Origin of the sequence: Phenylobacterium sp. (genome assembly GCF_041913825.1) — a bacterium.
In the GTDB taxonomy this organism is placed as follows: domain Bacteria; phylum Pseudomonadota; class Alphaproteobacteria; order Caulobacterales; family Caulobacteraceae; genus Phenylobacterium.
Genome location: NZ_JAYSEO010000015.1, coordinates 66851 through 92566 on the forward strand (window position 1 = coordinate 66851; position 25716 = coordinate 92566).

Here is a 25716-nt window from a genome sequence, read left to right on the forward strand (position 1 = left end):
TGGCCCAGGGGGCCGGGACGCGCGCCTCTTACACGTCCAGCGGCGCGGGCGCAGCCCCGATGACTCCCGACAGCCGGCCCGGGGCGCGGGCGAGCCGCGGGTCCTCGGCCTGGTAGTAGCCGGCCAGCATGAACAGCTTCAGCCCGCCAGTCTCCACCAGCAGGGTGGCCGCGGCGCCATCCCGGCTCAGGACCTCCTCGACGGCGGCGGCGGACTGCGGCGCGTCGGTGACCCAGAAGGTTACGTCATCGCCGGTGGGCTCCACCTCCACCTCGCCGACCGCCAGCGCCGACATCGGCCCCCAGGCGGCGAGGCAGGGCAGGGCGGCGAAGACGCGCAGCCTGGGCTCGGCGAGCAGCCGCCCCCACCACGCGTTGTCCGGCGTCAGGGCCGCGACGGCGACGCCGCCGGGGGTCCTGGCCTGGGCGATCGCCTCCTCGGGCTTGCCGACCTGGCGGAGCGGCGGGGCGGCCCCAAACCGCAGCCGCGCGAGCTCCACCGCCCGGCCGGGATCCCGCCCGCCCCAGACGGCCAGGTGGAAAGGGCCCTGCAGCTTCAGGGACTCGCCGATCATCTCGCGCCACACGCGGACCACGAGCGCGGCCGAGGCGCCGGCGCGCGGCTGAGCCAGGAGCCGGCGCAGGACCTGGGCCTCGCGACCGGGCTTCAGGCCGAACCGCCCGGCCTCGCCCGCGGCGGCCTTGGCGGCCGCGACCACCTTCGCCAGCCCCGCGCGCTCGTCGAGCAGCCTCAGCAGCTCGGCGTCGATCACGTCGATGCGCGCGCGGACCTCGTCCAGCGAGGGCGATTGGGACTTGGCGCCGGCTTCGGCCATTTTCTCCCCCGGAAACCCGAGGTGGCGACCTAGGTCATTGCTCGCAGGGGCGCAATAGGCCGCTTGCCCGCAAAAAAGTTGCAGCCGATACGATGTCGGTCAGGCCGCCTGGGCGTCGCCGTCGGCCAGGGCGGTCGCCAGGGCGGCGCGCAGGTGCTCGGCCTTCATCGGCTTCTCGATAACGCCCAGCATACCGGCCTTCAGATAGCCGTCCGCCTCGTCCGGATCGGCATTGGCGGTCAGGGCGATGATCGGCGTTGCGCCGGCGCGGCCGGGGAGGGCGCGGATCTCGCGCGTGGCGGTCACCCCGTCCATGCCGGGCATCCGGATGTCCATGAGGATCAGGTCGAACCGGCCGCTCCGGGCCACCTCCAGCGCCTGCAGCCCGTCCTCTGCGGTCTCGGTGGTGCACTGGAACATCTCGCAAAGCGCCTGCGCGACGACCCGATTGGTGGCGTTGTCGTCGACGATCAGGATGTGCGGCGGGCGCTCGGCCGCATGCGCCGGCGCCGGGGCGGCAGGCGAGTCAGAGGCCACCGGCAGGACGAGCTCGAAAGCGACGGTGTGAGCCGCGCCGGGGCCGGGCTGCTCGCTCACGCGGCCCTCGTGGCCGGCGACGATCCGTCGGGCCAGCACCAGGCCGAGCGCGACCTCCAGGCCCAGCCGGTCGGCGATCCGCCGCACGCGGGTCTCGGCGTCCTCGCCGGTCCAGGCTTCGCTGCGCGCACCGCGAACGCAGCCGGTCAGCCGTAGCCCGTCGGCGACCGGCGTCGCCTGCAGGCTGACCTCAACGGCCGCCCGGGCGGAACTCGCCACGGCCTCGCCGAGGAAGCCGTCGAACACCTGCAGCAGCCGCCCGGCGTCGCCCAGCACCCGGGCGTCCGGGGCGCCGGCGTAGGAGACCAGCAGGGTCACGTCGCACTGCCGGGCTCGCTCGCCCCACCGGTCCTGCACCCCGTCCACGAGCTCGCGCAGGCTGACCGGCGCGGGCTGCAGTGCGAGCCCGCCGGAGGTGAGGGCGTTCAGGTCGAGTGCGTTATCGAGCATCCGTCGAACGCCGGCGGCGGCGTCGGCGACGCCGGCGACGCAGGCCTGGGCGTCGGGCGCGAGCCGCTGGCGCGCGAGCTGGTCGGCCAGCGCCAGGACGTCGTCCATCTGCTGGCGGATCTCCGCGCTGACGCGGTCGAAGAAGAACGCTGGCAGGGACATGGGGGCCGCGGCTGGAGGAAGTCCGGCAGATCATGCCCGCAAGGTTTTGCGAGGACGTTAAGTCTACCGGGCGTTGCGCTCCGGCCAAAAAAAGAAGGGCGGCGGGTCTCGCCCGCCGCCCGAGATGGCGCTTTGGGAGGAAACGCGCCTTTCTAGAACCGGTACTGCAGCTCCACCCCATAGGTGCGGGGCTGGATCAGGCCGCGGGTGATCGCGGTGCGCGTCTGCACGAGGCCAGGACCGGGATTGGGAAGGTCGAAGATCGCCGCCGGGGCGTTCGAGCCGTTCGACGTGTAGCCGCGGTTGTCGAAGGCGTTCTTCACGAAGGCGATCAGGGTGTAGCGCTCGTCTCCGTCGTTCCACAGGACGCGGAAGTCGGCGACGTCGTAGGCCGGCACCTTGTTCGGCGCGCTCTTGAACGGCTGGTAGTAGGTCTCGTCCGTCCAGGTGTAGGTGGCCGACAGGATCAGGTCGCCCGCGCCGAAGTTGAAGGTGTAGTTCGCGTTGCCGGCGAACTTGTGCTTCGGCGACTGGTAGATGCGCGAGCCTTCCAGGGTCTGGAAGACCAGCCGGGTGCCGTTGGAAACCACCGAGCCGCCCGACGGGGTGGCGTTCGGGTCGAGCGCGCCCGGATCCGCCGGATCGTAGAAGCAGCAGCCCTTGGTGATCTCGGTGTGCAGGTAGCCGTAGGTCGCCGACAGGTCGAGGTTGCGGATCGGCCGCCACTGGGCCTCGACCTCGACGCCGTAGGTCTCGGCGTCGACGTTGACGAAGTTGTTCGACGCCGCCGTGCCGGCGGTGTTGAGCTGCGCCAGGTTGAGCTGCAGGTCCTTGAAGTCGTTGAAGAACGCCGCCGCGTTGAGCTGGAAGCGCCGGCTGAAGGTCTTCTTCAGGCCGAGTTCGTAGGCGTCCACCTGCTCTTGGTCGGCTTCCGGATCGGGCGCCAGGGTGCCCAGCAGGAAGCCGCCCGACTTATAGCCGCGGCTGTACTTGGCGTAGACCAGGGTGTCCTCGTCCGGAGTCCAGTCGAGGTTCACCGTGCCGGTCACCGCGTCCCAGCTCCGCGACATGGTGCGGAAGTTCTGGATGCCATTGGCGCGGTTGCCGTCGGCGTCGGTGGAGACGTCCACCGCGGCGAGGCCGCCGGCCACCGCCGGCGAGTAGATGACCAGGCGCTGGGACTCCCAGCCTTCCTTCTCGTCCTTGGTGTAGCGGAGGCCGGCGGTGATCGCGAACTGGTCGTTCAGCTCGTAGGTCGCCTGGCCGAACGCGGCCCACGCCTTGGAGTCGAGAGTCGCCTGGGCGTCGAAGAAGTTCCGGCTCGGGTTCGGCGCGGCGAGGCCGCCGAGCTGGCTCACCGGTTGGGCCAGTTGCACCTGGTTCGGGTTGGCGAGCTGGATGCGCTGACGGTACTCCTCGTTGTACTGGTACAGGCCGAGGATCCAGCGCAGCGGGCCGTCCGAGTTCGAGGTCAGGTTGATCTCGTTCGAGAAGTACCGCTTGTGCTCGTCGAAGTCGGTGGTGGTGGTCGGGAAGTACGGCGCGCCGAGGCCCGGGATGTTGATCGCCGCAGTCCGGCTCGTCTGATCGTAATCGCCGCCGGTTTGGTAGTTGTACTGCTGGAAGCCGCCGATGTACTTCAGGGTGGCGAAGCCCAGGTCGTAGCTGACATTGGCCACCAGCACGTGGTTGCCGCGGAGCTGGCCGTAGCCGTCGGTATTGGTGTTCTGGACGTACGGGTCCTCGACCCCCGGGTTCGGCGTCGTGTAGCCGAACTGGGCGTTGGGGACGAGCTGGCCGATCGGCCCGAACGGCAGGGTGGTGTCGTAGGGCGTCACCAGGTTGGCGAGGCGGTCGCCCACGCCCGTGGTGTCGTCCCAGCTCGTGCGGTTGTAGCGGACGAAGATGCTCAGGTCTTCGGTCGGCTCGGCTTCCACCTGCGCTTCGAAGTAGGTGCGCTTGATCGTCCCGCCTTCGTTGGCCGGCCCGATGTTCTTGATGAAGCCCTCGCGCTGCCAGTCCTGGCTGCCGCCGACCTTGAACCGCAGGTTCTCGGCCACCGGCAGGGAGACCACGCCCTCGACGCGGGTGCGGTCGTAGTTGCCGCCCATCAACCGGATTTCGCCGCCGAACTCCTGCGACGGACGTTTGGAGATCTGGTTGATCGCGCCGCCGATGGCGTTGCGGCCGTACAGCGTGCCCTGCGGGCCCCGCAGGATCTCGGTCCGCTCGATGAACAGCGGCGTCTTGAAGAGCTCGGACGAGGAGGCGGAGTAGAAGCCGTCGGAGTAGCTCGCCACGCCCGGGTCGTTGCCGATGTAGTAGGTGTTGCGGCCGGCCCCGCGCAGGCTGACGCGGTCGGTGCCGGAATAGTTCATCCCCGGCGTGAAGTTCACGAAGTCCTGGATGCCGGTGATGCCCTGGACGTCCCGGCGCTCGGAGGTGAAGGCCGAGACGGCGACCGGCACGTCCTGCAGGGACTGCTCGCGCTTCTCGGCGGTGATCACGAGCTCCTCAAGCTCGACGCCCTGGGTGGCGGGGGCCTGCTGGGCGGCGGCGGGTTGGGCCAGCGCGCCGAGCGCGGCGGCGGAAACGCCCATGGCGAGAAGGCTGCGGAACCGCAGTGTGGTCTTGGACATGAACTCCTCCCACGACGCGCGCAGGGGGCTGCGGCGACGCTTGTTTTCATATGCGGTGGACGGGCGCGGGGAGGCGCCCGGAGGGCGTGGACCGTTGATCCGAGGAGGGGGCAGGTCAACTGGACGTCGATAAGTTATCGCCGCTCAAGTCAACTTTCGCCCTGGCGTGGCGGAAATACCGCAGTTTCGAATGGTGCGCTCAAAACCGAACGCAGGTCAGCGAACGCCTACGTGGCTAGGTTTTGACGCGGCCGCGAAATTCCAGACGCACATACCGTATCTTCGACTCTTTGAGTCGCGGGTCAAAGAAAAGGGCGGCGGGTCACCCCGCCGCCCTGGCCGTTAGGCTGCTTGTAAGACGCTACCAGCGCTTGGCCACGAACACGCCGTAGGTGCGCGGCTCGGTGTAGAAGACGTTCCTGAACAGGCCGGAGGAGTCGTCCGTGAGGTAGAAGTCGGTGATGGCCGTCTCATCGGTGGCGTTCTTGACGAACGCGCCCACCTCCAGGCCGCTGTCCGGCTGCTCCACCGTGAACGTCAGGTTGACGTTCTCCCAGCTCCGGATCCGGTCGGCTTCGCTGTTGTAGATTCGGGCGAAGGTCTTCGTCTGCCGGTAGTAGTCGCCGCGCAGGGTGGCCTGCCAGTCGCCCAGGTTCATGGTGTACTGAGCGCCCAGCGATACGGTCCAGTGCGGGGAATTGGGCAGCTCGTTGCCGTCCAGGTCCACCGGGACGCCTTCCGAGACGAGCCCGCCGAAGGCGTTGGTGCCCGCCGCGATCGCCCCCGTCCCGCCGATGTTGGTGCCCGCGCCTGCCGCCGAAGCGAGGGTGCAGACGCCCAGGAGGTTGAACGGGTTGGGCGTGAAGCCCGGCACCTGGCCGTTGGAGATCGCGAGCGCGGTCTGGGCCGCCGCGGTTGAGACGACGCAGTTGGAGGCCGTGCTGGACTTCACCAGCGTGAGGCCAGGCGCGCCCTGGGTCCGGTTGAAGGTGTCGATGGAGCTGCCGTTCTTGATCTCGGTGTCCAGCCAGCCGATCTGGGCGTTCAGCCGCAGGCCCTCGATGGGCTGCCAGATGCTCTCGAACTCGAGGCCCATGACCTTGGCGTCGATGTTCTCGTTGATCGAGGTGCGGTTGATGATCTTCGAGACCTGGTAGCCCTTGTAGTCGTAGTAGAAGCCGGTGAGGTTCAGGACCAGCGAGCCGCCCAGGAGCGTGTTCTTCGTCCCGATCTCGTAGGCGTTGATGAACTCGGGCTCGAAGGTCTCCGGCACCGGGACCACGCCGATCCCCGGGCTGAACGGCGGGTTCAGGCCGCCGCCCTTATAGCCGCGGGTATAGAAGGCGTAGACCAGGGTGTCGTCGGTGAAGCCGAGGTCGGGCTGCCAGTCGAAGCCGATCCGTCCGGTGGGCTCCTTGAACTTCACCTCCTGCAGGCCGACCGGAACGGGGCCGCGGCCCGGTACGCCGAGCGCCACCGAATGGGCGGTGACCCGCTTGTCGTCGACCGTGTAGCGGAGACCGAGGGTCCATTTGAAGTTCTCGGTCATGTTCCAGTAGAGCTCGCCGAAGGCGGCGTAGGACAGCAGCCGGTAGGGCCCGTAGCTGTCATAGTAGTTGTGGCCCACCCGGGTGGGATCGGCGCTCGGATCGACCGAGACGCAGGGGGCGGGGCCGACGCAGTTCGGGTTGCCGGTCTGCAGCAGGTTGTTGATCTGGTAGTAGCCCGTCCCGGTGTTGAACATCACGTAGTAATCGCCGGTCGACTTGTACTTCGTGATCATCGCGCCGACGTTGTAGTTGAACGGCCCTTCGAAGTTCGACTGGAACCGCACCTCGTGGCTCCACTGCTCGGTGTAGCCCGAGGAGATGTCGCTCGTCGTGAAGCGGTTGCGGGCGCCGTTCTGCGGGTCGTTGATGACCCCGCCCGGGAACAGGCTGGCATAGATCGCCGCGTAGCCGGGAACGGCGGCGAAGGCGTTCACCGGGTTCGGCGTGGTGTTGAAGGTGGTGGACGGGAGGTAGCGGTTGTAGTCCTGCCGTGTGTAGAGCTTGTAGTAGGTGTAGGCCGACAGCCAGTTCATCGTGACGTTTTCGGTCACGTCGAACTCGGCGTTGAACTCGTAGATGTCGGTCTTCGACTTGTAGATCGGGTCGAAGAGGGACTCGATGTCCCGGACGTCCGGCGTCTGCATCTTGCCGGCGTAGGCGTCGCCCGTCTGGAACCCGCCGAGCGCGCCGAACAGGCCGCCCAGCGTGGCCTGCGAGTTCACGGTTCCGAGGGCGCTCGGGTCGTAGAGCGAGGTGGGCAGGCAGCCCTGGCTGAACAGCCCCCGCTGGATCTGACCCACGGGCGGGATCGCCGAGTAGCCGAGGCCGCCGATGTTCGCCGGGCCGGGATCCTTGGTGCAGAACTGCTTGCCGATCCGCGAGCGGTTGTCGTCCTCCTCGAAGTGGTCGAACAGCAGCCAGGTGCGGAACCGCTCGCTCGGCGTGAACGACAGCGTCGCGCGCGCGCCCCACAGGTCGCGATCGTCGGCGTCGTTGCCGGTGGCGATGTTCTCACCGTAACCGTCCCGCTTCAGGTAGTTGCCGGCCACCCTCAGGGCGAGCATGTCGCCGAGGGGCATGTTGACCATGCCGCGCAGTTTCACCGAGTTGTAGTTGCCGTACTCGGCCCGGGCGGCGGCCTCGAAGCTGTCGGTGGGCTTTGCGGTGATCAGGTTGACCACGCCACCGGTGGCATTCCGGCCATAGAGGGTGCCCTGCGGACCGCGGAGCACTTCGACGCGCTCCATGTCGTAGAACTCGGTCTCGAACAGGTTGTTGGCGATCAGCGGCGCGTTGTTCAGATGGATGCCGGTGCCGGCGTCGCCGGAGGCCGCCACCAGCTTCGAGCCGATGCCGCGGATCTGGAAGTTGTAGCCGGTGAAGTTCCCTTTGGAGAACTGCACGTTCGGCACGGCCAGCACCAGGTTCGGGCCGCCCTCGATCCGGGCGCGCTCGAGGGTCTCCTGGTTGAACGCCGACACCGCGATCGGCACGTCCTGGAGCGCTTCCTCGCGCTTCTGGGCGGTGACGACGAGTTCTTCGATGACGTTGCCCGAGCCGGGCTGGGCTGCGGCCGGGGCCGCTGCGGCGGCCAGGGCGGCTGCGGATGCGCCGGCCACGAGCAGGCGACGCAAGGTCGTTGCGTGATCCATCTGTTCCTCCCAACACGCTCAGGCTCTGATGGCCCGTTGGTGTCGCTTCGCCGCCCGTTGATCCGCTGAGGGTGCGGCGGTTCCCCCGACAGCAGAGGTAAAGCAGGCGGCAGCGTCGGGAGTCTGTCAACAGAACGACGTTAGGTGAACAGCGGTAATGAATGCCTCTGTGGCAAATAGGCGACCTATGCTGACGGGGCGGAAACCCGGCGGGCATGGAAAAAGGGCGGCGGGTCGCCCCGCCGCCCTTCCGCCTTGGCCGAAGCCTTGGCTCAGAAGCGGTACTGCAGTTCCACGCCGTAGGTGCGCGGGAAGTTCAGGATGACCGTTTGGCGCGGCCCCACCGCCGTGGGCGAGCCCAGGGTGGAGTTCTGGTAGCCCACCTCGTCGAAGGCGTTCTTCACGTAGCCGATGAGGGTGTAGCGGTCGTCCGCGTCCTTCCACAGCAGGCGGAAGTCGGCGATCTCGAACGCGGGCGAGGTGTAGCCCGGGTTGGCGAAGATCGTGGACTGCTGGTCGTCGGTCCAGGTGTAGGTGCCGCTGGCCGTCAGGTTGCCGGCGCCGAACTCCCAGGTGTAGGTCGCCCCCACCGTGACCTTGTGCTCGGGGGCGAGCGGCAGGCGGTTCCCCACCAGGGTCTGCGGCTGGCTGCCGTTGGGCAGCGCCGGGCCGAACGGCCGCGCGCCCGGGGCCTGGGCGCGCGGGTCCGGCGTGTCGACGAAGCAGCAGCCCTCCGTCACCTCGGCGTTGAGGTAGGCGTAGTTCAGCAGGAACTGCAGGTTGTCGATCGGCGACCACTGGGCCTCGAGCTCCGCGCCCCAGACCTCGGCGTCGAGGTTGAGGAAGCGGCTGCCGGTGATGTTGCCCAGGGCGACGGTCAGCGGCGTCTGGAAGCCCTTGTAGTCCGAGAAGAACAGGGCGGTGTTCACCTGCAGGGTGCGGCCGAAGTTCTTCTTCGCGCCCAGCTCGTACGAGTTGACGTATTCCGGATCGGCGTACGGGCTCGGCGTCAGGCCATTCGAGCCCAGCCAGCCGCCGGACTTGTAGCCGCGGCTGTAGCGCGCATAGAGGTTGGTGTCCGGATCCGGCTCCCACTGCAGGCTGAGCGTGCCGGTCAGCGCGTCCCAGTCCCCCGCAAGGTTGCGGCGCAGGCCGCCGTTCGGGTTCGGGAACAGGTCGGCCGTCAGCGGATTGGCCGCGCAGGCCGCCAGCGTGAAGCCGCCGCAGACCTGGAAGGTAGTCAGGTCCAGCGAGGCCGCCTGGGCCGCCTGCAGCGGCAGGCCCGCGGCGACGAGCGGCGTCAGCAGGGCCGCCGCCGGGAGGCGCGCCACGTAGCGGGCGATGTCGTAGCCGTCCTTCTCGTCATAGGTGTAGCGCAGGCCGGCCGTCAGGGTCAGGGTGGGAGCGAACTCCCAGTCCACCTGTCCGAAGGCCGCGTAGGACTTGGTCTCCAGGTGGCCGTCCACGTAGAGGAAGGCGCCGCGCGGGTTCGGCGCAGCGAGGCCTCCGGTGAGCGCGAGCGGGGTGAACATGCCCGGGTCGCCGACCACGCGGATGCCCTGCGGCTGGTCGTACTCCTGATAGTACTGGAACACGCCGACGATCCAGTTCAGCGGGCCCTCGCCGTTGGACGACAGGTTGATCTCGTTGGAGAACCAGCTCTGCCGCTCCTCGTAGAAGGTGCGCGCATCGGTGGAGACGTTGGTCGCCGTGAAGGCGGTCAGCGGGCCGGGGCCGTCCAGGTCCGGCAGCGGGATGTTCTGCGGGCCGACGCGCGGCGTCAGGTCGCTGTCCGACGAGGTGTTGTAGTCGTACTGCTGGTAGCCGCCGAGGTACTTCAGCGTGCCCCAGCCGAAGTCGTGGGTGACGTCCAGGTGGACCCGGTGGTGGTTGTCCAGCGAGCCGTAGGCGTTGGCGTTGGTGTTGATCCGGTAGGGATCGTTCACCGCCGGATTGGGCCCGGCGTAGCCGAGCGCGGTGTTGTAGTAGAGCGCCGAGGTGCCCACGCCGGTGGGCGAGGTGGCGTCATACGGCGAGATGATGTTGTTGAGGGTGTTGCCGACGCCGTAGCTGTCGTCCCAATCGAACTTGGAATAGCGCAGGCGGGCGACGGTGTTCTCGCCCAGGTCGGCCTCGACCTGGAACTCGACCATCCAGCGGTCGACCTCGGCGGTGTCGCGGGCCGGCCCGATGTTCTTGATGAAGCCTTCCCCGCGCTTCTCGACCGAGCCGCCCAGCAGGAAGCGCAGGTTCGGCGCGATCGGGCCGCGGACCAGGCCGTCGATCCGGTAGTAGTCGTAGTTGCCGACCTGAGCGCGCACCTCGGCGTTGAAGTCCTCCGTCGGGCGCTTGGCGATGACGTTCATCGCGCCGCCGATGGAGTTCCGGCCATAAAGGGTGCCCTGCGGGCCGCGCAGGATCTCGGTGCGCTCGATGAACAGCGGCGGCGTCGAGGCGTCCGCCATGGAGTTCGAGAAGATGCCGTCCGAGTACAGCGCCACGGACGGATCGGTGCCGATCGAGTTCGTCAGGCGGCCGAAGCCGCGGATCGAGAGGCGATCGTTGTTGGTGTAGCTGAGCGACGGGGTGATCCGCGCCAGGTCTTCCACCGTGTTGACCCCGAGCACGTCGCGCCGCTCGCTTGTGAAGGCGGTGACCGCCACGGGCACGTCCTGCAACGACTGTTCGCGCTTCTCGGCCGTGACGACCAGTTCCTCGATCTCGGTCTGGGCGAGGGCGGGGCCGGCGATGGCGGCCAGGGACACGGCGGAGACGCCAGCAGCAAGCAGGCTCCGCAGGTGCGAAGTATTGGACATCCGAATTTTTCCTCCCAGGGCGCCGGGTTCTCGAAGGCCCGGTTTCGCCGATCTTCAGAAGCTCAGCCGATAGTGCGGTTCTGTCAACGGGGGTGCGCGCGAATCCAAGCATCGCGCGGGAGCGGATCGCCCTATTCCAGACAAATGGAGGGCCGGTTTCCTGTTAAAACGCCGTTCTGCCAAATCTACGACCGGCGGATCTGGACGCTGCGGATGGCTGCACCTTGCTTGAGCTTGCGCAACCCGGAAGTGATTCTTGTTCACTCACGCGCAGCAGGCGCATCGCCTCGGCTGCGGAGCGGCGGGTCCCTTCCCTAGGGGCCGCCGAGCGCGCATATGGGGCCGATGACCGAGACCACAGGCGCCCTCGTGCTGTTCTCCGGCGGGCAGGACTCCTCCGTCTGCCTGGCCTGGGCCCTCGACCGCTTTCCGCGCGTCGAGACGGTCGGCTTCGACTACGGCCAGCGGCACGGCGTCGAACTCGAGGCGCGGGCGCGGGTGAGAGCCCGGATCGCGGAGGACTTCCCGGCTTGGTCGAACCGCCTCGGGCCTGACCACATGCTGGAAATGCGCGGCTTCGGCGACATCGGCGAGACCGCCATGACCGGCGAGAGGGCGTTCGAGATCACCGCGAAGGGCCTGCCCTCCACCTATGTCCCTGGCCGCAACCTCGTCTTCCTGACCTACGCCGCCGCGCTCGCCGACCGGCGGGGGCTGCAAGCTCTGGTGGGCGGCATGTGCGAGACCGACTTCTCCGGCTATCCCGACTGCCGGCGGGACTCCATCGACGCCATGGAGCGGGCGCTGAACCTCGGCATGGCCCAGGACTTCCGCGTCGAGACTCCGCTCATGTACCTGACAAAGGCGCAGACCTGGGCCCTGGCCAAGGGGCTCGGCGGCGAGGAGCTGGTCGAGCTGATCGTCGAGGACAGCCACACCTGCTACCGCGGCGATCGCGACGAGCGCCACGCCTGGGGCTACGGCTGCGGGACCTGCCCGGCCTGCGAGCTCCGTGCCCGCGGCTGGGAGGGCTGGGTGGCCGAGGACCGTCCGGTGCTGCGCCCGGGAGCCGCCCCGGCATGAGCTACGCCGTCAAGGAGATCTTCCTCACCCTGCAGGGCGAAGGCGGCCAGGCGGGCCGGCCGGCGGTGTTCTGCCGCTTCGCCGGCTGCAACCTGTGGAGCGGCCGTGAGCAGGACCGCGCGCATGCCGTCTGCACCTTCTGCGACACCGACTTCGTGGGCATGGACGGGGAGGGGGGCGGCCGCTTCGCCGGCCCGGAAGATCTCTCCGCCGCTGTCGAGCGGGCCTGGACCGGCGGCGCGGAAAGCCGGCTCGTAGTGCTCACCGGCGGCGAGCCCCTGCTGCAGGTGGACGAGGCGCTGCTGGAGGCCCTGCACGCCCGCGGCTTCCAGGTGGCCCTGGAGACCAACGGCACGCTCAGCGCGCCGGCCGGCGTCGACTGGATCTGCGTCAGCCCCAAGGCGGACGCGCCGGTGGTTCAGACCTCGGGCCAGGAGCTGAAGCTGGTCTACCCGCAGCCCGGCATCGATCCGGCGCGGTTCGAGCACCTGGATTTCGAGCGTTTCCTGCTGCAGCCGATGGACGGCCCGGACCGCGAGGCGAACACCCGCGCGGCCATCGCCTATTGCCTTGCGCACCCTCGCTGGCGTTTAAGCGTCCAGACCCACAAATACCTGGGCATCGCCTGAGGCCTCACAGCCGGGCCCGGCCCGAGCATCCATGACCGCACCCATCTTCGAGATCACCAAGACCGCGACCTTCGACGCGGCGCACTACATCACCGATGGGCCGGAGCACCGGCCCTACACGAACCTGCACGGCCATTCGTTCAAGGTGGAGGCGACCGTCGCCGGCCCGACGCAGGAGCCGGTGGGCTGGGTGGCGGACTTCGCCGAGCTCGACCAGTCGCTGAAGGCCGTCGCCCTGGAGCTCGACCACGGCCTGCTCAATGACAAGCCGGGCCTGGAGCGGCCGACGCTGGAGCACATCTGCCTGTACTTCGCCGAGCGCCTGAAGCCGCAGTTCCCCGGCCTGTCGCGCATCGTCGTCTCCCGTCCGACCATCGGCGAGAGCTGCGCGCTGCGGGTCGCCTAGCGCTCCTCCCGCTCGGCGTCCCCGCCGCCGGGCACGACCGCGCCCACCACCATGCCCGCCCCCTTGGCGGTGGTCTTCACCGCCGCCCCGGTGACTCCCACGGCCGTGCCCACCACCGCGCCGGTGGCGGCGGCGGCCAGGCAGCCGGACAGGCTGACGGCGGCGAGGGCGAGAAGGGCGGCGCGGGACGCGAACTTGGCGGCGGTCATTGGAATTCCCCGGATCTGCCGGACAGTCTGCCCGACCGGGCCGCCGGAAAGATGGCGGCTAACTGCGGCCTTTCGCAGCGCCCGGCTGGAACGCGCCCCCGCCGGTCTGCGCCCGGTGGCGCAGGAAGGCGTCGGCCAGCACGCAGGCGACCATGGCCTCGACGACCGGCACGGCCCGGATGCCGACGCAGGGATCGTGGCGCCCCTTGGTCCGCAACTCGATCTCCTCGCCCGCCTCGTTCAGGGTGCTGCGCGGCGTCAGGATGGAGGAGGTCGGCTTGAACGCGACCCGCGCGGTCACCGGCTGCCCGGTGGAGATGCCGCCCAGCACGCCGCCGGCGTGGTTCGACGTGAAGAGCGGGCCGCCGTTTCCCATCCGCATCTCGTCGGCGTTCGCCTCGCCCGAGAGGGCCGCCGAGGCGAAGCCGGCGCCGATCTCGACGCCCTTGGCGGCGTTGATCGACATCAGCGCCGCGGCCAGTTCCGCGTCGAGCTTGCCGTAGACCGGCGCGCCCCAGCCGGCCGGCACGCCCGTGGCCTCGACCGCGACGACCGCGCCGGTGGACGAGCCCGACTTGCGGACCTTCTCCAGGTGTTCTTCCCAGACCGGCACGATCTCGGGATCGGGCGCCCAGAACGGATTGTCGCCGGTCACGGAGAAGTCGATGCGGTCCTCGGCCACGGCATGCGGGCCGATCTGCACCACCGCGGCGCGCACGCGTACGCCCTCGATCACCTTGCGCGCGATGGCGCCCGCAGCCACGCGCGCCGCCGTCTCGCGAGCCGACTGGCGACCACCGCCGCGATAGTCCCGCACCCCGTATTTGGCGAAGTAGGCGTAGTCGGCATGGCCCGGCCGGAAGGCCTGGGCGATCTCGGAGTAGTCCTTGCTGCGCTGATCGACGTTCTCGATCATCAGCGAGATCGGCGTGCCCGTCGTGACCTGGCCGTCCGTCCGCTCGTCCTGGAACACGCCGGAGAGGATGCGCACCGCGTCCGGCTCCTGCCGCTGGGTGACGAACTTCCCCTGGCCCGGCCGGCGCTGGTCCAGCCACACCTGGATCTCCTCCGCGGTCAGCGGGATCCCGGGCGGGCAGCCATCGACCACGCAGCCCAGCGCCGGCCCGTGACTCTCGCCCCAGGTGGTCACGCGGAACAGGTGGCCGAAGGTGTTGTGCGACATGGCGGCGCTTCTACCGTGAAGTGGACCTTCGGCCAAACGGGCCGGCGTCTAGGCGGCCCACGCGGCGGCGAACCGGCGCAGGAGGCTCCGGGCGGCGCTGTCTGTCGAGCTCTGCTGTGGCCGCAGGCGCAGGAAGAGGTGCCCCTGGGCATGGCGTCCACGCGCGGGCAGGCCCTGGCCGACCAGCCGCACGAGCCCGCGCTCGCCGGCCTTCTTGGTGACCCAGACGACGCGGCGGCCGACCGGCGTCTCCAGCGCCACGCGCCCGCCATCGGCCAGGATGCGGGGAGCCACGCTCACGGTGACCCACAGGTCGTCGCCGCGCAGGATCATGTCGCCGTCGCTGCGCACCACCACCGGCAGCTCGGTTTCGCCGGCGCGCACCGTGTCGCCCGTGCGCAGCCCTGCGGGCAGCCGGATGCGAATGGTGCGGCCGTCGGGCAGCCGCTGGTCCACCGCGCCGCCCTTCAGCGCCACCAGCGGCGGAATGGAGAGCTCGGGCGCGGGCGCCTCGCGTCTGGCCGGCGGCTGGATGATCCGTTCGGGCGGTCGCAGGGCGATCTGCAGGACGCGATAGGCCTCCACCACCTCGCGAAAACCTTCGGCGGAGCCGCCCGGGCGGTCGGGGTGGGCGCGTTTGGCGGCCTCGCGGAAGGCGCGGCGGACCTCGCCCGGCCCCGCCAGCGGCCCGACGCCGAGGGTCTCGCGCGCCCCGCGGACGCTCATCTGTCGGGAAGGCTGGGCCATGGCGCGCCAGCACACCCGAACATGGTGAACGCCCCGTTACGGCTCGCGCGCCGAGCCGCGGTCGCGCTATATCCGCGCCGATGACCGACAACAGCCTCATCCCGCCGTCGCCCAGCGAGGACGACTATGTCCGGCAGGTGACCACCGCCGAGCCGCCGCCGCTGCTCTCGGAGGAGGACCCGTTCGCCCTGTTCGGCGAGTGGATGAAGGAGGCGCTGGCCAAGGAGCCGAACGACGCCAACGCTATGGCGCTGTCGACCGTGGATGCCGACGGCCTGCCGGACAGCCGGATGGTCCTGCTGAAGGACGTCGATCCCGCGGGCTTCGTCTTCTACACCAACCTCGGCAGCGCCAAGGGTCGGCAGCTCGCCGTCAATCCGCGCGCGGCGCTGCTGTTCCACTGGAAGTCGCTCCGCCGCCAGGTCCGCGTCCGCGGGACCGTCGCCCCGGTGACGTCCGAGGAGGCCGACGCCTACTTCGCCACTCGCGCCCGGCCGGCCCAGATCGGCGCCTGGGCCTCCGAACAGTCGCGGCCGATGGGCGAGCGGCTGGCGCTTGAGAAGAAGATCGCCGAGGTCGGGCTCAAGTTCGGCCTGGGCAAGGTGCCGCGCCCGCCGCACTGGTCGGGTTTCCGGCTGTCGCCGCTGACCATGGAGTTCTGGCGCGACCGGCCCTTCCGCCTGCACGAGCGGCTGGTGTTCACGCGCGCGGGCGCGGGCTGGACCACCGACAGGCTCTATCCTTGAGCGGCGATGGCGCCGAGGCCGAGGTCGTGCGCTGGCTGTCGGGTGAGATCGGCCCGCCTATCGAGACGGCCATCTCCCGGGTCTTCCTCGGCGAGACCCTGGCCTACAAGCTCAAGCGGCATGTCAGCCTCGGCTACGTCGAGTTCGGCACGGCCGAGCGCCGGCTCTGGGCGCTGGAGCGCGAGCTCGCGTTCAACGCCCGCACCTGCGACATCTACCGGCGCCTACGCCCGATCACCCGCGCCGCCGGCGGCGGACTCGAGTGGGAGGGGCCGGGCGAGGTCGTGGACTATGCGCTGGAAATGCGCCGCTTCGACGACGAGGCGGTGCTGTCGAAGAGCCCTGAACGCCTCGACGGCGACATGGCCGAGGCGCTGGGCCGAACCATCGCGGGGGTGCACCGCGAGGCGCCGCTGAAGCCCCAGGGCGGGCTCACCGCGCTGGCCTTCACCGTCGGCTCGAACGCCCAGCTCCTGCGCGAACTCGCACCCGAACTGGGCGCCGCGCGCGTCGAGGAACTCGTCGCGCGGACGGAGGCCGAGTTCGAGCGGCAATCGGCGCTGCTGGCGCACCGCAGCGCCACCGGCTTCGCCCGCCAGTGCCACGGCGATCTGCACCTCGGGAACATCCTGGTGGAGGATGGCCGGCCGGTGCTTTTCGACTGCATCGAGTTCAATGACCTGCTGTCCGACCTCGACGTCCAGTACGACCTGGCCTTCCTGCTGATGGACCTCGAGTTCCGTGGCCGCCGCGGCGCCGCGGTGCGGGTTCTGTCGGCCTACCTTGACGAGGCGGCGCGCAGCTTCCCGCCGGAGCTCTGGGACGGCCTGGCCGCCCTGCCGCTGATGCTCTCGGTGCGCGCCGGTGTCCGCGCCCACGTGCTGGCGCACAGCGCCGACGCGGAAACGGCGCGCCGCTACGTGGACGCCGCCATCGCCCACCTGTCGCCCGCGCCGCCGCGGCTCGTCGCGGTGGGCGGCCTGTCGGGCTCGGGCAAGTCCACCTTCGCCCGGGCCTTGGCGGGCCGGATTGCTCCGTCGCCGGGCGCGGTGATCCTGCGCACCGACGAGATCCGCAAGCGGCTCCTGGGCGCGCCGCCGACCCAGCGCATGGACCCGGCGATCTACACGCCCGAGGCCTATGCCCGCACCTACGACGCGCTCATGGGCCACGCCGGGGCCATGCTCCGGGCCGGCCGCTCGGTCCTGCTGGACGCCACCTTCATCGACCCCGCATTGCGCGCGCGGGCGGAGGCCGTGGCGCGGGACTGCGGCGTGCCTTTCCACGGGGCCTGGCTGGAGGCGCCGGCCGAGGTTCTGGAGGCCCGGGTCGCCGCGCGCACCGGCGACGCCTCCGATGCCACGGTGGAGGTGCTGCGCGATCAGCTCCGCCGGGTCGAGGGGATGGACATCGGCTGGCGCCGCGTCGACGCCACCCAGCCCGCGGCCGCCGCCGCCGAGGGCTGGGCTGCCGGGCTTTCCTGAGCCGCCGCGCCGACTCCGTTTGCGTCCAAGGGCTTGAGAAACTAGCGTATCCCCAACTTAACAAGCGTCAGTTGGGAGGATGTGCGATGCAGGGCCGGATGCAGGATTGGCCGCTCACCGTGGACCGGATCCTGGACCACGCCAAGGCTTGGCACGGCGGGATCGAAGTGGTCAGCCGCTCGGTCGAGGGCCCGATCGTCCGCACCACCTACGCCCAGATCCACGACCGGGCGAAGCGTCTGTCCAACGCGCTGAAGGCTCTGGGCGTCGGCAAGGGCGATCGCGTGGCGACGCTCGCCTGGAACACCGGCCGTCACGTGGAGGCCTGGTACGGCATCATGGGGATCGGGGCGGTCTGCCACACCCTGAACCCGCGGCTGTTCCCCGAACAGCTCTGCTACATCATCAACCACGCCGAGGATAAGGTCCTCTTCACGGACCTCACCTTCCTGCCGATCCTGCTGGCCAACCGCGCCAACATGCCGACGGTGAAGCACTTCGTGGTGATGACCGACCGCGAGGGGATGAAGGGCGTCGACTTCCCGGGTGCCCTCTGCTTCGAGGATCTCGTCGAGCAGAACTCCGCCGACTGCGCCTGGGGCGGCTTCGAGGAGACCCTCCCGGCCGGCCTCTGCTACACCTCGGGCACGACCGGCAATCCGAAGGGCGTGCTCTACACCCACCGGTCCAACTTCCTGCACACCCTGGTCACCATGGGCCGCGACGTCATGGGCCTCTCGGCCACTGACGTGGTGCTGCCGGTGGTGCCGATGTTCCACGCCAACGCCTGGGGCATCGCCTTCTCGGCGCCCGCCGTCGGCGCGAAGCTCGTCATGCCGGGCCAGAAGCTCGACGGCGCCTCGGTGCACGAGCTGCTGGAGACCGAGGGCGTCACCTTCTCCGCGGCGGTGCCCACCGTCTGGCAGATGCTGCTCAACCACCTGCGCGAGACCAAGGGCAAGCTGACCACGCTGAAGCGCGTGGTCATCGGCGGCTCGGCGGTGCCCGAGGCCATTGTCCGCGGCTTCCGTGACGAGTTCGGCGTCTCCGTGACCCACGCCTGGGGCATGACCGAGACCTCGCCGCTCGGCACCCTGGCCAACCCGACCCGCGCCATCGCCATGATGAGCGACGAGGAGCAGCTCCGCTTCACGCTCAAGCAGGGACGTCCGCCGGTCTCGGTGGAGCTGAAGCTGGTCAACGACGCGGGCGAGCGCCTGCCGCATGACGGCACGACCTTCGGCCGCCTGATGGTCCGCGGCCCGTTCGTGGTCGGCGAGTACTTCAAGGGCGACGGGGGTGAGATCCTCGACGAGGAGGGCTACTTCGACACCGGCGACGTGGCCACCATCGACGAGTTCGGCTTCATGCAGATCACCGACCGCGCCAAGGACGTGATCAAGTCCGGCGGGGAGTGGATCAGCTCGATCGAGATCGAGAACATCGCCATGGGCCACCCGAAGGCGGCGCTCTGCGCCGTGATCGGCGCGGCGCACCCGAAATGGGACGAGCGGCCGGTCCTCCTCGTCAAGCTCAAGGAGGGGCAGGCGGCCACCAAGGAGGAGTTCCTGCAGCACCTGGAGGGCAAGATCGCCAGGTGGTGGACGCCCGACGACGTGGTGTTCGTCGACGACATCCCGCTCGGCGCCACCGGCAAGATCGACAAGAAGCTGATCCGCCAGCGCATGGAGGGCTATGTCCTGCCGACCGCCAGGCAGGCGGCGACGGCCTGACGCGCGTCAAAGCTGGCCGCGAGACCGCAGGAGCTCGATCAGCAGCCGTTCGGCCATGCTCGGGGATTGCGAAAATCCACCGGCGCCTTGGCCGAGCCGTGATCGCAGCGGACGTGGACGGTCTCGCCGTGGAGGATCCACTCGCCCCAGTACGTCAGGTCGCCGTACTGGGCGGTGAGCGGCTCCCAAAGGATCATCCCAGGCGGTACTCGCTGTCCGGGCCCGGCTCGCCGTCGGTGACGAGCACGCCCTGGCGTGCCAGGTGGATCATCGCCGCCAGCATAGAGCGGGCTGCGGCCGGCCACAGCCGCGGGTCGACGTCGGCGTAGAGCCTCGGCGTCAGGTCCCGGATTCGTGCGGGACCGGCCCTCAGGGCCGCGGTGATCTGGTCCATCCGCTCCTGGCGGTGCTCCAGATAGGCGTCGATGAAGGGGCGAACCTCGGTCACCGGCGCGCCGTGCGTCGGCCAAAGCGTCGAGAAGCCCCGCTCGCGGATCAGCGCCAGGCTCTCCAGGTAGGCCGTCATGTCTCCGTCGGGCGGGGTGATGACCGTCGTCGACCAGCCCATGATGTGGTCGCCGCAGAAGAGGGCGTTCTCCTCCTTCAGGGCGAAGCACAGATGGTTCGAGGTGTGGCCGGGCGTGGGGATCGCCTCCAGCGTCCAGCCCGGCCCCGCCACCTCGCCACCGCCGCAGAGGCTGACGTCCGGGCGGAAGTCCGCGTCGTGCCCCGCCTCCATCTTCACCCCGCCGTCGTCCGCGTCGCCGCCGGCCACCGCGCAGCCCAGGATCGGCGCACCGGTCCGCGCCTGCAGCGGGCGCGCGAGCGGCGAGTGGTCGGCGTGGTGATGGGTGATGAGGATATGTGTCACCCGCTCGCCGGGGATGGCGGCCAGGATGGCGTCCAGGTGCGCCGGGTCGTCAGGGCCCGGGTCGATCACCGCCACCTCGTCCCGGCCGACGATGTAGGTGCCGGTGCCCACGTAGGTGAACGGTCCGGGATTGTTGGCGATCACCCGCCGGATGAGTGGGCTGACCTGGTCGCAGCGGCCGTACTCGAAGGCGATGTCCCGGACGTAGGGGATCATCCCAGCACGCCGGAGAGGTCGTAGCCCGCCGCCCGCCCGAGCGCCTTCAGCTCGTCGCGGCCACGGGCGCCGGAGGTCGCCTCGCTGATCGCCCAGGTGACGATGGAGCGGGTGCCCGAGCGGCAGAAGGCCAGCACCGGCTTGTCGGCGTCGGCCAGAATGCGGGCGGTGGTCTCCACCTGCTCCGGCGTGGGCCCGCCGCGCACCGGCAGGTGGACGTAGGCCAGGCCCTCGGCCTGGGCCGCCGCCTCGATCTCGTGGCCCGAGGGCTGGCCGGGCTCCTCGTTGTCGGGCCGGTTGTTGATGATCGTCTTGAACCCGAGGCGCGCGGCCTCGGCCACGTCGGCCACGCTGATCTGCGGGGCGACGGACAGGTCGTCGGTGACGCGGCGAATATCGGCCATGGCTCAAGCTCCCGGACTGCTCCGGGCATCATCGGGTCGCAGGCGCGCTTGCGCAACGCCGGAGCCGCGCGACTACTCCTGGCGCTTCACGCGGAAGGCGCGCTGGCCCTTCACGCTCATCAGGTAGCTGCCCAGGGTGGCGCGGCGGATCTTCACCGGGTCGCCTGGCTTGGGGCCGAACGACAGCTCGTTGGTGTCGATCTGCAGCCAGACCGCGCCGCCCTCGAGCTGGACCACCCACTTGCCGGCGCCGTTCATCCGGGCCGAGGCCACCTGGCCGGTGACGTTCTCCACCTCCTCCTTGCTCTCGCCCTTCTCGAACATGGCGAGGGAGGGGATCTGGAAGCCGAACCCCTGGCGGCGGACCTCCCGGGCCTGTTCGCGGTCCACGACCACCACGTCGCCCTTGGCCTCGGCGCTCTCGAACGCGGCGGCGGCGGCGTCGTAGCAGGCCAGCCGCTCCGCGCCGTCGGTGATCTTGCGACAGTCGGTCAGCCGCTGGAGCGCCCCGGCGCGGCCCTCCGGCTTCGGCTGCGCGGAGGCCGCGCCGGCGGCGGCCACGGCCAAGGCTGCGAGGACGGCCAGGCTCGTCCGCGCGCGGTGGATGGTCATGCGTCGCACCCCTCTCGATGAGGCGCGCATTCAAGCGGCGCCCGGCCGGCGGCGCAACGTCCCGCACGCGACGGTCCCGGACGACCGGCGCCCGGCGAACGGCGGCGTCCGGGACTCCTCGCCGCACCCGGTCGATCTGGCCCAAACTGTGACGCAGATGTGACACACCACGTTACGTCTGGCGCCATTCGTTACCTGTGAATTGACGTTGCCTCGCCCGAGGAAACTACGTCCGCGCGACCCTGCTTCCAGGTCAGATCAAGCTTAGGCGTAGAAGATGAAATTGCGGCGGCAGTATCTGTTGGCCTCGTCGATGATGATCGGCGTTATGTCAGCGCTCTCGGCGAGCCCGGTTCTTGCCCAGGACGTGAATGTTGACGAAATCGTTGTTACCGGTTCGCGTATCGCGCGTCCGAATCTCGATGCGCCGACCCCGGTTTCGGTGATCGATACGCGCACCATCGAGGCGACCGGCGCCGTCAACACGGGCGACATCATCCGCCAGCTTCCCGCCGCCGGCGTCTCGTCGATCACGCCGACCAACTCGGGCTTCCAGACCGCCTCCAACGGCATCACCACCGTCGACCTGCGCAACCTGGGCGAGGACCGCACGCTCGTGCTGGTCAACGGGCGCCGCTTCGTGGCCGGCCTCGTCGGCACCCAGGTCGTCGACTTCAACACCATCCCGACCGAGCTGGTGGACCGCATCGACGTCGTCACCGGCGGCGCCTCGGCCACCTACGGCTCCGACGCCCTGGCCGGCGTGGTGAACATCATCACCAAGAAGAACATCGACGGCGTGATCGTGAACGGCCAGTACGGCCTGTCCGAGCGCGAGGACGACGAGCGGATCAAGTTCTCGGTCACCGCCGGCAAGACCTTCCACGACGGCAAGGGCTCGGTGGTCGCCTCGCTGGGCTACCAGGAAATCGGCTCGATCTGGGCGCGCGACCGTGAGGACCAGGGCCTCGCCTACGACGCGGTCGACGACTACGACGGCGATCCCGCCAACTACGACCTGATCCGCAGCCAGACCGCGGGTCTCTACTCGTCCTACACCCCGGCGGGCGTGATCGAGATCCCGACCGCGGCGGGCGGCTCCAACCTGCTGCGCGTGGTCACCCCGGGCGGCCTCGTGCCGTACACCGGCGCCCTCGGCTACAACCGCCAGTCGGCGCGCCTGCTGCAGGTGCCGCTCGAGCAGGTGAACTTCGCCGGCTACCTCGACTACGAGTTCAACCCGTCGGCCAAGTTCTTCGCCGAGGTGAACTACGTCAGCAGCAAGCTGACCTCCCAGATCGAGGCCACCCCGCTGGGCTCCGACCAGGTCTACGGCGCCTTCGCCTTCTGTGAGGACGGGACCTGCTCCAACGGCGTGCCGATCCTCTCGGCCGTGGTGCCGGAGTCGGTCCGCGCCGCGGCCCGTGCGGCCACCCCGGGCGTGGCCGATCAGAACCTGGTGGTGGGCTTCCGCCGCCGCCTGAACGAGATCGGGTTCCGCGGCAACGACATCGACCGCGACACCTTCCGTGTGGTCACCGGCTTCACCGGCGACATCGGCGGCGGCCACAGCTACGAGCTGTCCATCAACTACGGCCGCACCGAGGACAGCCAGAAGTCGTCGGGCGATATCGACGCCGTGAAGTTCCGCAACGCGCTCGACGCGGTGGTGGAGAACGGCCAGGTGGTCTGCCGTGACCCGGCAGCCCGCGCCGCCGGCTGCGTGCCGTTGAACCTGTTCGGCGAGGGCGCGATCTCGAGCCAGGCCGCCGACTACGTCAGCGTCCCGACCTCGCGCGACGCCTTCGTGGAGCAACTGGTGGTCTCCGGCTTCCTGCGCGGCGACCTGTTCACCCTGCCCGCGGGCCCCGTCGGCTACGCCGCCGGCGCCGAGTACCGCCGCGAGCGCTCGCACGACGTCCCCGACCTGCTCACCCAGCTCGGCCAGACCTCGGGCAACGCCACCCCGGCCACCCGTGGCAAGTTCGACGTCGCCGAGCTCTACGGCGAAGTGCGCGTGCCGATCCTGGCGGACATGCCGTTCGCCCGATCGCTCGACCTGAACCTGGCGGGCCGCTACTCCAACTACTCGACCGTCGGCGACACCTACTCCTATGCCGCTTCGCTCGAGTACCAGCCGTTCGCGTGGCTGAAGTTCCGCTCGCAGTACGCCAAGGCCACCCGCGCGCCGAACATCTCCGAACTGTTCTCGCCGGCCTCGCAGGACTTCCCCGGCGTGAACGACCCCTGCGCCGGGGTGACCCGCACAGCCTCCGGCCAGGCGGCGTTCTTCAACACGCGCACGAACATCTCTGACCCGAGCGCGGTGCTGGCCAGCGGCGTCAACGCCGCCACGGTGGGCAACGCGGCCGCCGCCGCCTGCCTCGCCGATCCGGCGGTGGCGGCGCGTGTGGCGCGGGACGGCGGCTTCGCGATCACCCAGATCGAGCAGCAGGGCGTCACCGGCTTTGACGGCGGCAACCCGAACCTCGATCCGGAGGAGAGCGACAGCTACACCGTGGGCGTGCTGTTCAACCCGCGCGGTTGGGGCTTCCTCGACAACCTGTCGGTGTCGGTCGACTACTACGTGATCAAGATCAAGGATCGGATCACGACCATCAGCGAAGACCGGCTGCTGACGGGCTGCTACGGCCCGGCCGGCTTCAACGCCGACAACCCGTTCTGCTCGGCGATCGGCCGCTTCGGCACCGGCCCGCAGCTCGGCGCCCTCAACTTCGTCAACCAGGTCTACGACAACTTCGCCGAGACCGACACGCGCGGTTGGGACGTGCAGGTCAGCTACCGTCAGGACCTGAACGACCTCGGCTTCCTCGACCGCGTCTACGCCGGCGAGAAGGGTCAGCTCTCGGCGAGCATCGCCTACGGCAACCTCGAGAAGCTGACGACCACCCCGTACGAAGGCGCCGATCCGGCCGACCTGATCCGCGATGCGGGGACGGTGGGCGCGCCGACCAACGAGTGGACCCTGGGCCTCGTCTACCAGAACGGCCCGGTGCAGCTCGCTTGGACGACGCAGTACATCGGCGACGTGGTCGTCACCAAGGACGTGAACGACTTCTATTATAACGTCCCGCTGGAGGCGAAGACCTTCCACAACGCCCAGATCCGCTGGAACGTGACGGACAAGGCCAACGTCTACTTCGGCGTCGACAACATCTTCGACGAGTACCAGTTCGTCGGCGGCACCTCGGGCCTCGTCCCGGGCCAGACCACCGGCTGGACCACGTACCCCGATGTCTACGACGCCGTCGGCCGCCGCTATTACGCCGGCGTCCGTATGCGGTTCTAGGAGCGGGCAGGGCGGCCTGGCGGCCGCCCTCTCTGAGTTTCCCGATGCGGCCGGCGCCTGAAAGGGCGCCGGCCGCATTGTGTTTTGACCTTCGGCATTTCACGGTTCCCAGCGCGGCGTTACCCACCCCGTTCCACGAGTCGAAGGTGTGCCCATGGTCGTCGGCGTCCAGTCCTCCCCCGAGCAGTTGCTCGCCGACGCCATGGCCGCCGTGCGCCGTGGCGACGGCGGCACGGCCCTTGGGCTGATCCTGCGGGCCGAGGCCATGGCGCCTCACGATGCGAACCTGAAGATGCAGCGCGCGCTGGTCCACCGGATGGCCGGCGCCTTCTCGCAGGCCGTGGCCGCGCTTGACGAGGCGCTGGCGCTGGACCCGTACAACTTCCTGGCGCTGCTCTCGAAAGGGGCGGTGGTGGAGAAGCTTTCCGGCGAGCGCGCGGCCGCGCGGATCTACCAGAACGCTCTGAAGCTCGCGCCCGACGCCGACAAGCTTCCGCCGCAGCTCCAGGCGCCGGTGGCGCGGGCCCGGGAGGTGGTGGCCCGGACCCAGGCGGAGCTGGAGGCCTTCCTCCGCGCCCAGCTCGGCCCGGTGGAAACCGCCGGAACGGATCAGGCCGTGCAGCGCATCGACGAGGCGATCGGCATCTATTCGGGCCGTCGGCGTGTGTACAATCAGGAGCCGTTGCTCCTGCACTATCCCCGGCTGCCGGCTATTCCCTTCTACCCACGAGAGCTCTTCCCCTGGCTGGGCGAGCTGGAGGCCGCCACGCCGGCGATCCAGGAAGAACTCGCCGCCTTGCTCTCCGGGCGCATGGACGCGTTCGCCCCCTACATCGCCTTCCCACCGGATGTGCCGGTGAACCAGTGGGGCGAGCTCAACCACTCGCGGCGCTGGAGCTCGCTCTTCCTCTGGAAGGACGGCGTGCGGCAGGACCTGGTCTGCGAGAGCTGCCCCCGCACCGCCGCCCTGCTGGACGCCATTCCGATGGCGCATGCGCCGGACTTCGCGCCCACGGCCATGTTCTCGGCGCTGGACGCCCGCACCCACATCCCGCCGCACACCGGCTCCACCAATGTGCGGCTGCTCGCCCACCTGCCGCTAGTGCTGCCGGGCCCCGCGCGCTTCCGGGTCGGCGCGGAAACCCGCGAGTGGAAGCTCGGCGAGGCCTGGGTGTTCGACGACACCATCGAGCACGAGGCCTGGAACGACGCCGACGCGCTGCGGGTGATCCTGATCATCGACGTATGGAATCCGCTGCTCGAGCCCGGCGAGCTCGAACTGGTCAAGCAGCTCCTGACGGCGCGGAATCGGTTCTACGCGCCGTAGACAGCGGCCCGCCGCCGGCGCAAGGCTCCAGGCGTGAATCCCCGCCAAGCCCTGC

Annotated in this window: 20 protein-coding genes; 8 read left to right on the forward strand and 12 right to left on the reverse strand. The window is 69.6% G+C overall.

Going from position 1 to position 25716, the window contains the following annotated elements; translation table 11 throughout:
• Window positions 1-28: 28 nt before the first annotated feature.
• The 5 genes from ACE3Q8_RS14170 to ACE3Q8_RS14190 all read right to left on the reverse strand — a co-directional run bounded on the left by ACE3Q8_RS14170 (window position 29) and on the right by ACE3Q8_RS14190 (window position 10701).
• Window positions 29-835, reverse strand: a complete 807-nt coding sequence (locus ACE3Q8_RS14170) for a chorismate mutase (protein ID WP_374470931.1) — start codon at window positions 833-835, stop codon at window positions 29-31.
• Window positions 836-934: 99 nt separating this feature from the next.
• Window positions 935-2044: a response regulator gene (locus ACE3Q8_RS14175; protein WP_374470932.1), complete on the reverse strand. Its 1110-nt coding sequence runs from the start codon at window positions 2042-2044 to the stop codon at window positions 935-937.
• A gap of 152 nt (window positions 2045-2196) precedes the next feature.
• The gene (locus ACE3Q8_RS14180) at window positions 2197-4683 is read right to left on the reverse strand and encodes a TonB-dependent receptor (RefSeq protein ID WP_374470933.1); all 2487 of its coding nucleotides are present in this window, start codon (window positions 4681-4683) and stop codon (window positions 2197-2199) included.
• A gap of 361 nt (window positions 4684-5044) precedes the next feature.
• Complete coding sequence (locus tag ACE3Q8_RS14185) at window positions 5045-7885, reverse strand: TonB-dependent receptor (protein ID WP_374470934.1); 2841 nt, start codon at window positions 7883-7885, stop codon at window positions 5045-5047.
• A 272-nt stretch (window positions 7886-8157) separates the two neighbouring features.
• Window positions 8158-10701 (reverse strand): TonB-dependent receptor, encoded by a 2544-nt coding sequence (locus ACE3Q8_RS14190; protein ID WP_374470935.1) that lies wholly within the window; start codon window positions 10699-10701, stop codon window positions 8158-8160.
• A gap of 336 nt (window positions 10702-11037) precedes the next feature.
• Between ACE3Q8_RS14190 and queC the strand changes: the two genes are divergently transcribed.
• Genes queC through queD form a run of 3 tightly spaced genes read left to right on the forward strand, consistent with a single transcriptional unit; the run spans window position 11038 to window position 12819 of the window.
• Entirely contained in the window at window positions 11038-11784 is a 747-nt protein-coding gene (gene queC / locus ACE3Q8_RS14195) for a 7-cyano-7-deazaguanine synthase QueC (RefSeq protein ID WP_374470936.1), read from the forward strand.
• Window positions 11781-12413, forward strand: coding sequence for a 7-carboxy-7-deazaguanine synthase (gene queE / locus ACE3Q8_RS14200; RefSeq protein WP_374470937.1), 633 nt, complete (start codon window positions 11781-11783; stop codon window positions 12411-12413). The genes queC and queE overlap by 4 nt, the downstream gene beginning before the upstream one ends.
• Window positions 12414-12444: 31 nt before the next feature.
• A complete protein-coding gene (gene queD / locus ACE3Q8_RS14205; RefSeq protein WP_374470938.1) occupies window positions 12445-12819 on the forward strand; it encodes a 6-carboxytetrahydropterin synthase QueD in 375 nt (124 codons plus the stop codon).
• On the opposite strand, the gene ACE3Q8_RS14210 is transcribed toward queD, so the two are convergent.
• The 3 genes from ACE3Q8_RS14210 to ACE3Q8_RS14220 are packed head-to-tail and all read right to left on the reverse strand — an operon-like array spanning window position 12816 to window position 14958.
• The gene (locus ACE3Q8_RS14210; protein WP_374470939.1) at window positions 12816-13028 is read right to left on the reverse strand and encodes a hypothetical protein; all 213 of its coding nucleotides are present in this window, start codon (window positions 13026-13028) and stop codon (window positions 12816-12818) included. The two genes, queD and ACE3Q8_RS14210, sit on opposite strands and share 4 nt — an antisense overlap.
• Window positions 13029-13086: 58 nt before the next feature.
• Window positions 13087-14211, reverse strand: a complete 1125-nt coding sequence (gene aroC / locus ACE3Q8_RS14215) for a chorismate synthase (RefSeq protein ID WP_374470940.1) — start codon at window positions 14209-14211, stop codon at window positions 13087-13089.
• 48 nt (window positions 14212-14259) lie between these two features.
• Window positions 14260-14958, reverse strand: a complete 699-nt coding sequence (locus ACE3Q8_RS14220; protein WP_374470941.1) for a DnaJ domain-containing protein — start codon at window positions 14956-14958, stop codon at window positions 14260-14262.
• Between the two features lie 80 nt (window positions 14959-15038).
• Between ACE3Q8_RS14220 and pdxH the strand changes: the two genes are divergently transcribed.
• The 3 genes from pdxH to ACE3Q8_RS14235 all read left to right on the forward strand — a co-directional run bounded on the left by pdxH (window position 15039) and on the right by ACE3Q8_RS14235 (window position 18921).
• On the forward strand, window positions 15039-15704 hold the full coding sequence (gene pdxH / locus ACE3Q8_RS14225) for a pyridoxamine 5'-phosphate oxidase (protein ID WP_374470942.1): 666 nt from the start codon (window positions 15039-15041) through the stop codon (window positions 15702-15704).
• Entirely contained in the window at window positions 15701-17188 is a 1488-nt protein-coding gene (locus ACE3Q8_RS14230; protein WP_374470943.1) for an AAA family ATPase, read from the forward strand. Before pdxH ends, ACE3Q8_RS14230 begins: the two co-directional genes overlap by 4 nt.
• Window positions 17189-17274: 86 nt before the next feature.
• A complete protein-coding gene (locus tag ACE3Q8_RS14235) occupies window positions 17275-18921 on the forward strand; it encodes a long-chain-fatty-acid--CoA ligase (RefSeq protein WP_374470944.1) in 1647 nt (548 codons plus the stop codon).
• A gap of 38 nt (window positions 18922-18959) precedes the next feature.
• On the opposite strand, the gene ACE3Q8_RS14240 is transcribed toward ACE3Q8_RS14235, so the two are convergent.
• The 4 genes from ACE3Q8_RS14240 to ACE3Q8_RS14255 form a co-directional block, all read right to left on the reverse strand.
• A complete protein-coding gene (locus ACE3Q8_RS14240) occupies window positions 18960-19118 on the reverse strand; it encodes a hypothetical protein (RefSeq protein WP_374470945.1) in 159 nt (52 codons plus the stop codon).
• Complete coding sequence (locus ACE3Q8_RS14245) at window positions 19115-20008, reverse strand: MBL fold metallo-hydrolase (RefSeq protein ID WP_374470946.1); 894 nt, start codon at window positions 20006-20008, stop codon at window positions 19115-19117. Before ACE3Q8_RS14245 ends, ACE3Q8_RS14240 begins: the two co-directional genes overlap by 4 nt.
• Window positions 20005-20412 (reverse strand): TIGR01244 family sulfur transferase, encoded by a 408-nt coding sequence (locus ACE3Q8_RS14250; RefSeq protein ID WP_374470947.1) that lies wholly within the window; start codon window positions 20410-20412, stop codon window positions 20005-20007. Before ACE3Q8_RS14250 ends, ACE3Q8_RS14245 begins: the two co-directional genes overlap by 4 nt.
• Before the next feature lie 72 nt (window positions 20413-20484).
• On the reverse strand, window positions 20485-21024 hold the full coding sequence (locus ACE3Q8_RS14255) for a hypothetical protein (RefSeq protein ID WP_374470948.1): 540 nt from the start codon (window positions 21022-21024) through the stop codon (window positions 20485-20487).
• A 328-nt stretch (window positions 21025-21352) separates the two neighbouring features.
• Between ACE3Q8_RS14255 and ACE3Q8_RS14260 the strand changes: the two genes are divergently transcribed.
• Both ACE3Q8_RS14260 and ACE3Q8_RS14265 read left to right on the forward strand, forming a co-directional pair.
• On the forward strand, window positions 21353-24334 hold the full coding sequence (locus ACE3Q8_RS14260) for a TonB-dependent receptor plug domain-containing protein (protein WP_374470949.1): 2982 nt from the start codon (window positions 21353-21355) through the stop codon (window positions 24332-24334).
• A gap of 154 nt (window positions 24335-24488) precedes the next feature.
• Window positions 24489-25661, forward strand: a complete 1173-nt coding sequence (locus ACE3Q8_RS14265; RefSeq protein WP_374470950.1) for an aspartyl/asparaginyl beta-hydroxylase domain-containing protein — start codon at window positions 24489-24491, stop codon at window positions 25659-25661.
• Window positions 25662-25716 lie beyond the last annotated feature (55 nt).

Bases quoted from the DNA above. Each gene is read 5' to 3' on its own strand.
- ACE3Q8_RS14250 (WP_374470947.1), bottom strand. From the start codon at position 20,412: ATGGCCGATATTCGCCGCGTCACCGACGACCTGTCCGTCGCCCCGCAG.
- ACE3Q8_RS14245 (WP_374470946.1), bottom strand. From the start codon at position 20,008: ATGATCCCCTACGTCCGGGACATCGCCTTCGAGTACGGCCGCTGCGAC.
- aroC (WP_374470940.1), bottom strand. From the start codon at position 14,211: ATGTCGCACAACACCTTCGGCCACCTGTTCCGCGTGACCACCTGGGGC.
- ACE3Q8_RS14240 (WP_374470945.1), bottom strand. From the start codon at position 19,118: ATGATCCTTTGGGAGCCGCTCACCGCCCAGTACGGCGACCTGACGTAC.
- ACE3Q8_RS14175 (WP_374470932.1), bottom strand. From the start codon at position 2,044: ATGTCCCTGCCAGCGTTCTTCTTCGACCGCGTCAGCGCGGAGATCCGC.
- ACE3Q8_RS14255 (WP_374470948.1), bottom strand. From the start codon at position 21,024: ATGACCATCCACCGCGCGCGGACGAGCCTGGCCGTCCTCGCAGCCTTG.
- ACE3Q8_RS14185 (WP_374470934.1), bottom strand. From the start codon at position 7,885: ATGGATCACGCAACGACCTTGCGTCGCCTGCTCGTGGCCGGCGCATCC.
- ACE3Q8_RS14210 (WP_374470939.1), bottom strand. From the start codon at position 13,028: ATGACCGCCGCCAAGTTCGCGTCCCGCGCCGCCCTTCTCGCCCTCGCC.
- queC (WP_374470936.1), top strand. From the start codon at position 11,038: ATGGGGCCGATGACCGAGACCACAGGCGCCCTCGTGCTGTTCTCCGGC.
- queE (WP_374470937.1), top strand. From the start codon at position 11,781: ATGAGCTACGCCGTCAAGGAGATCTTCCTCACCCTGCAGGGCGAAGGC.
- ACE3Q8_RS14260 (WP_374470949.1), top strand. From the start codon at position 21,353: ATGTCAGCGCTCTCGGCGAGCCCGGTTCTTGCCCAGGACGTGAATGTT.
- ACE3Q8_RS14265 (WP_374470950.1), top strand. From the start codon at position 24,489: ATGGTCGTCGGCGTCCAGTCCTCCCCCGAGCAGTTGCTCGCCGACGCC.
- ACE3Q8_RS14220 (WP_374470941.1), bottom strand. From the start codon at position 14,958: ATGGCCCAGCCTTCCCGACAGATGAGCGTCCGCGGGGCGCGCGAGACC.
- pdxH (WP_374470942.1), top strand. From the start codon at position 15,039: ATGACCGACAACAGCCTCATCCCGCCGTCGCCCAGCGAGGACGACTAT.
- queD (WP_374470938.1), top strand. From the start codon at position 12,445: ATGACCGCACCCATCTTCGAGATCACCAAGACCGCGACCTTCGACGCG.
- ACE3Q8_RS14235 (WP_374470944.1), top strand. From the start codon at position 17,275: ATGCAGGGCCGGATGCAGGATTGGCCGCTCACCGTGGACCGGATCCTG.
- ACE3Q8_RS14190 (WP_374470935.1), bottom strand. From the start codon at position 10,701: ATGTCCAATACTTCGCACCTGCGGAGCCTGCTTGCTGCTGGCGTCTCC.
- ACE3Q8_RS14170 (WP_374470931.1), bottom strand. From the start codon at position 835: ATGGCCGAAGCCGGCGCCAAGTCCCAATCGCCCTCGCTGGACGAGGTC.
- ACE3Q8_RS14180 (WP_374470933.1), bottom strand. From the start codon at position 4,683: ATGTCCAAGACCACACTGCGGTTCCGCAGCCTTCTCGCCATGGGCGTT.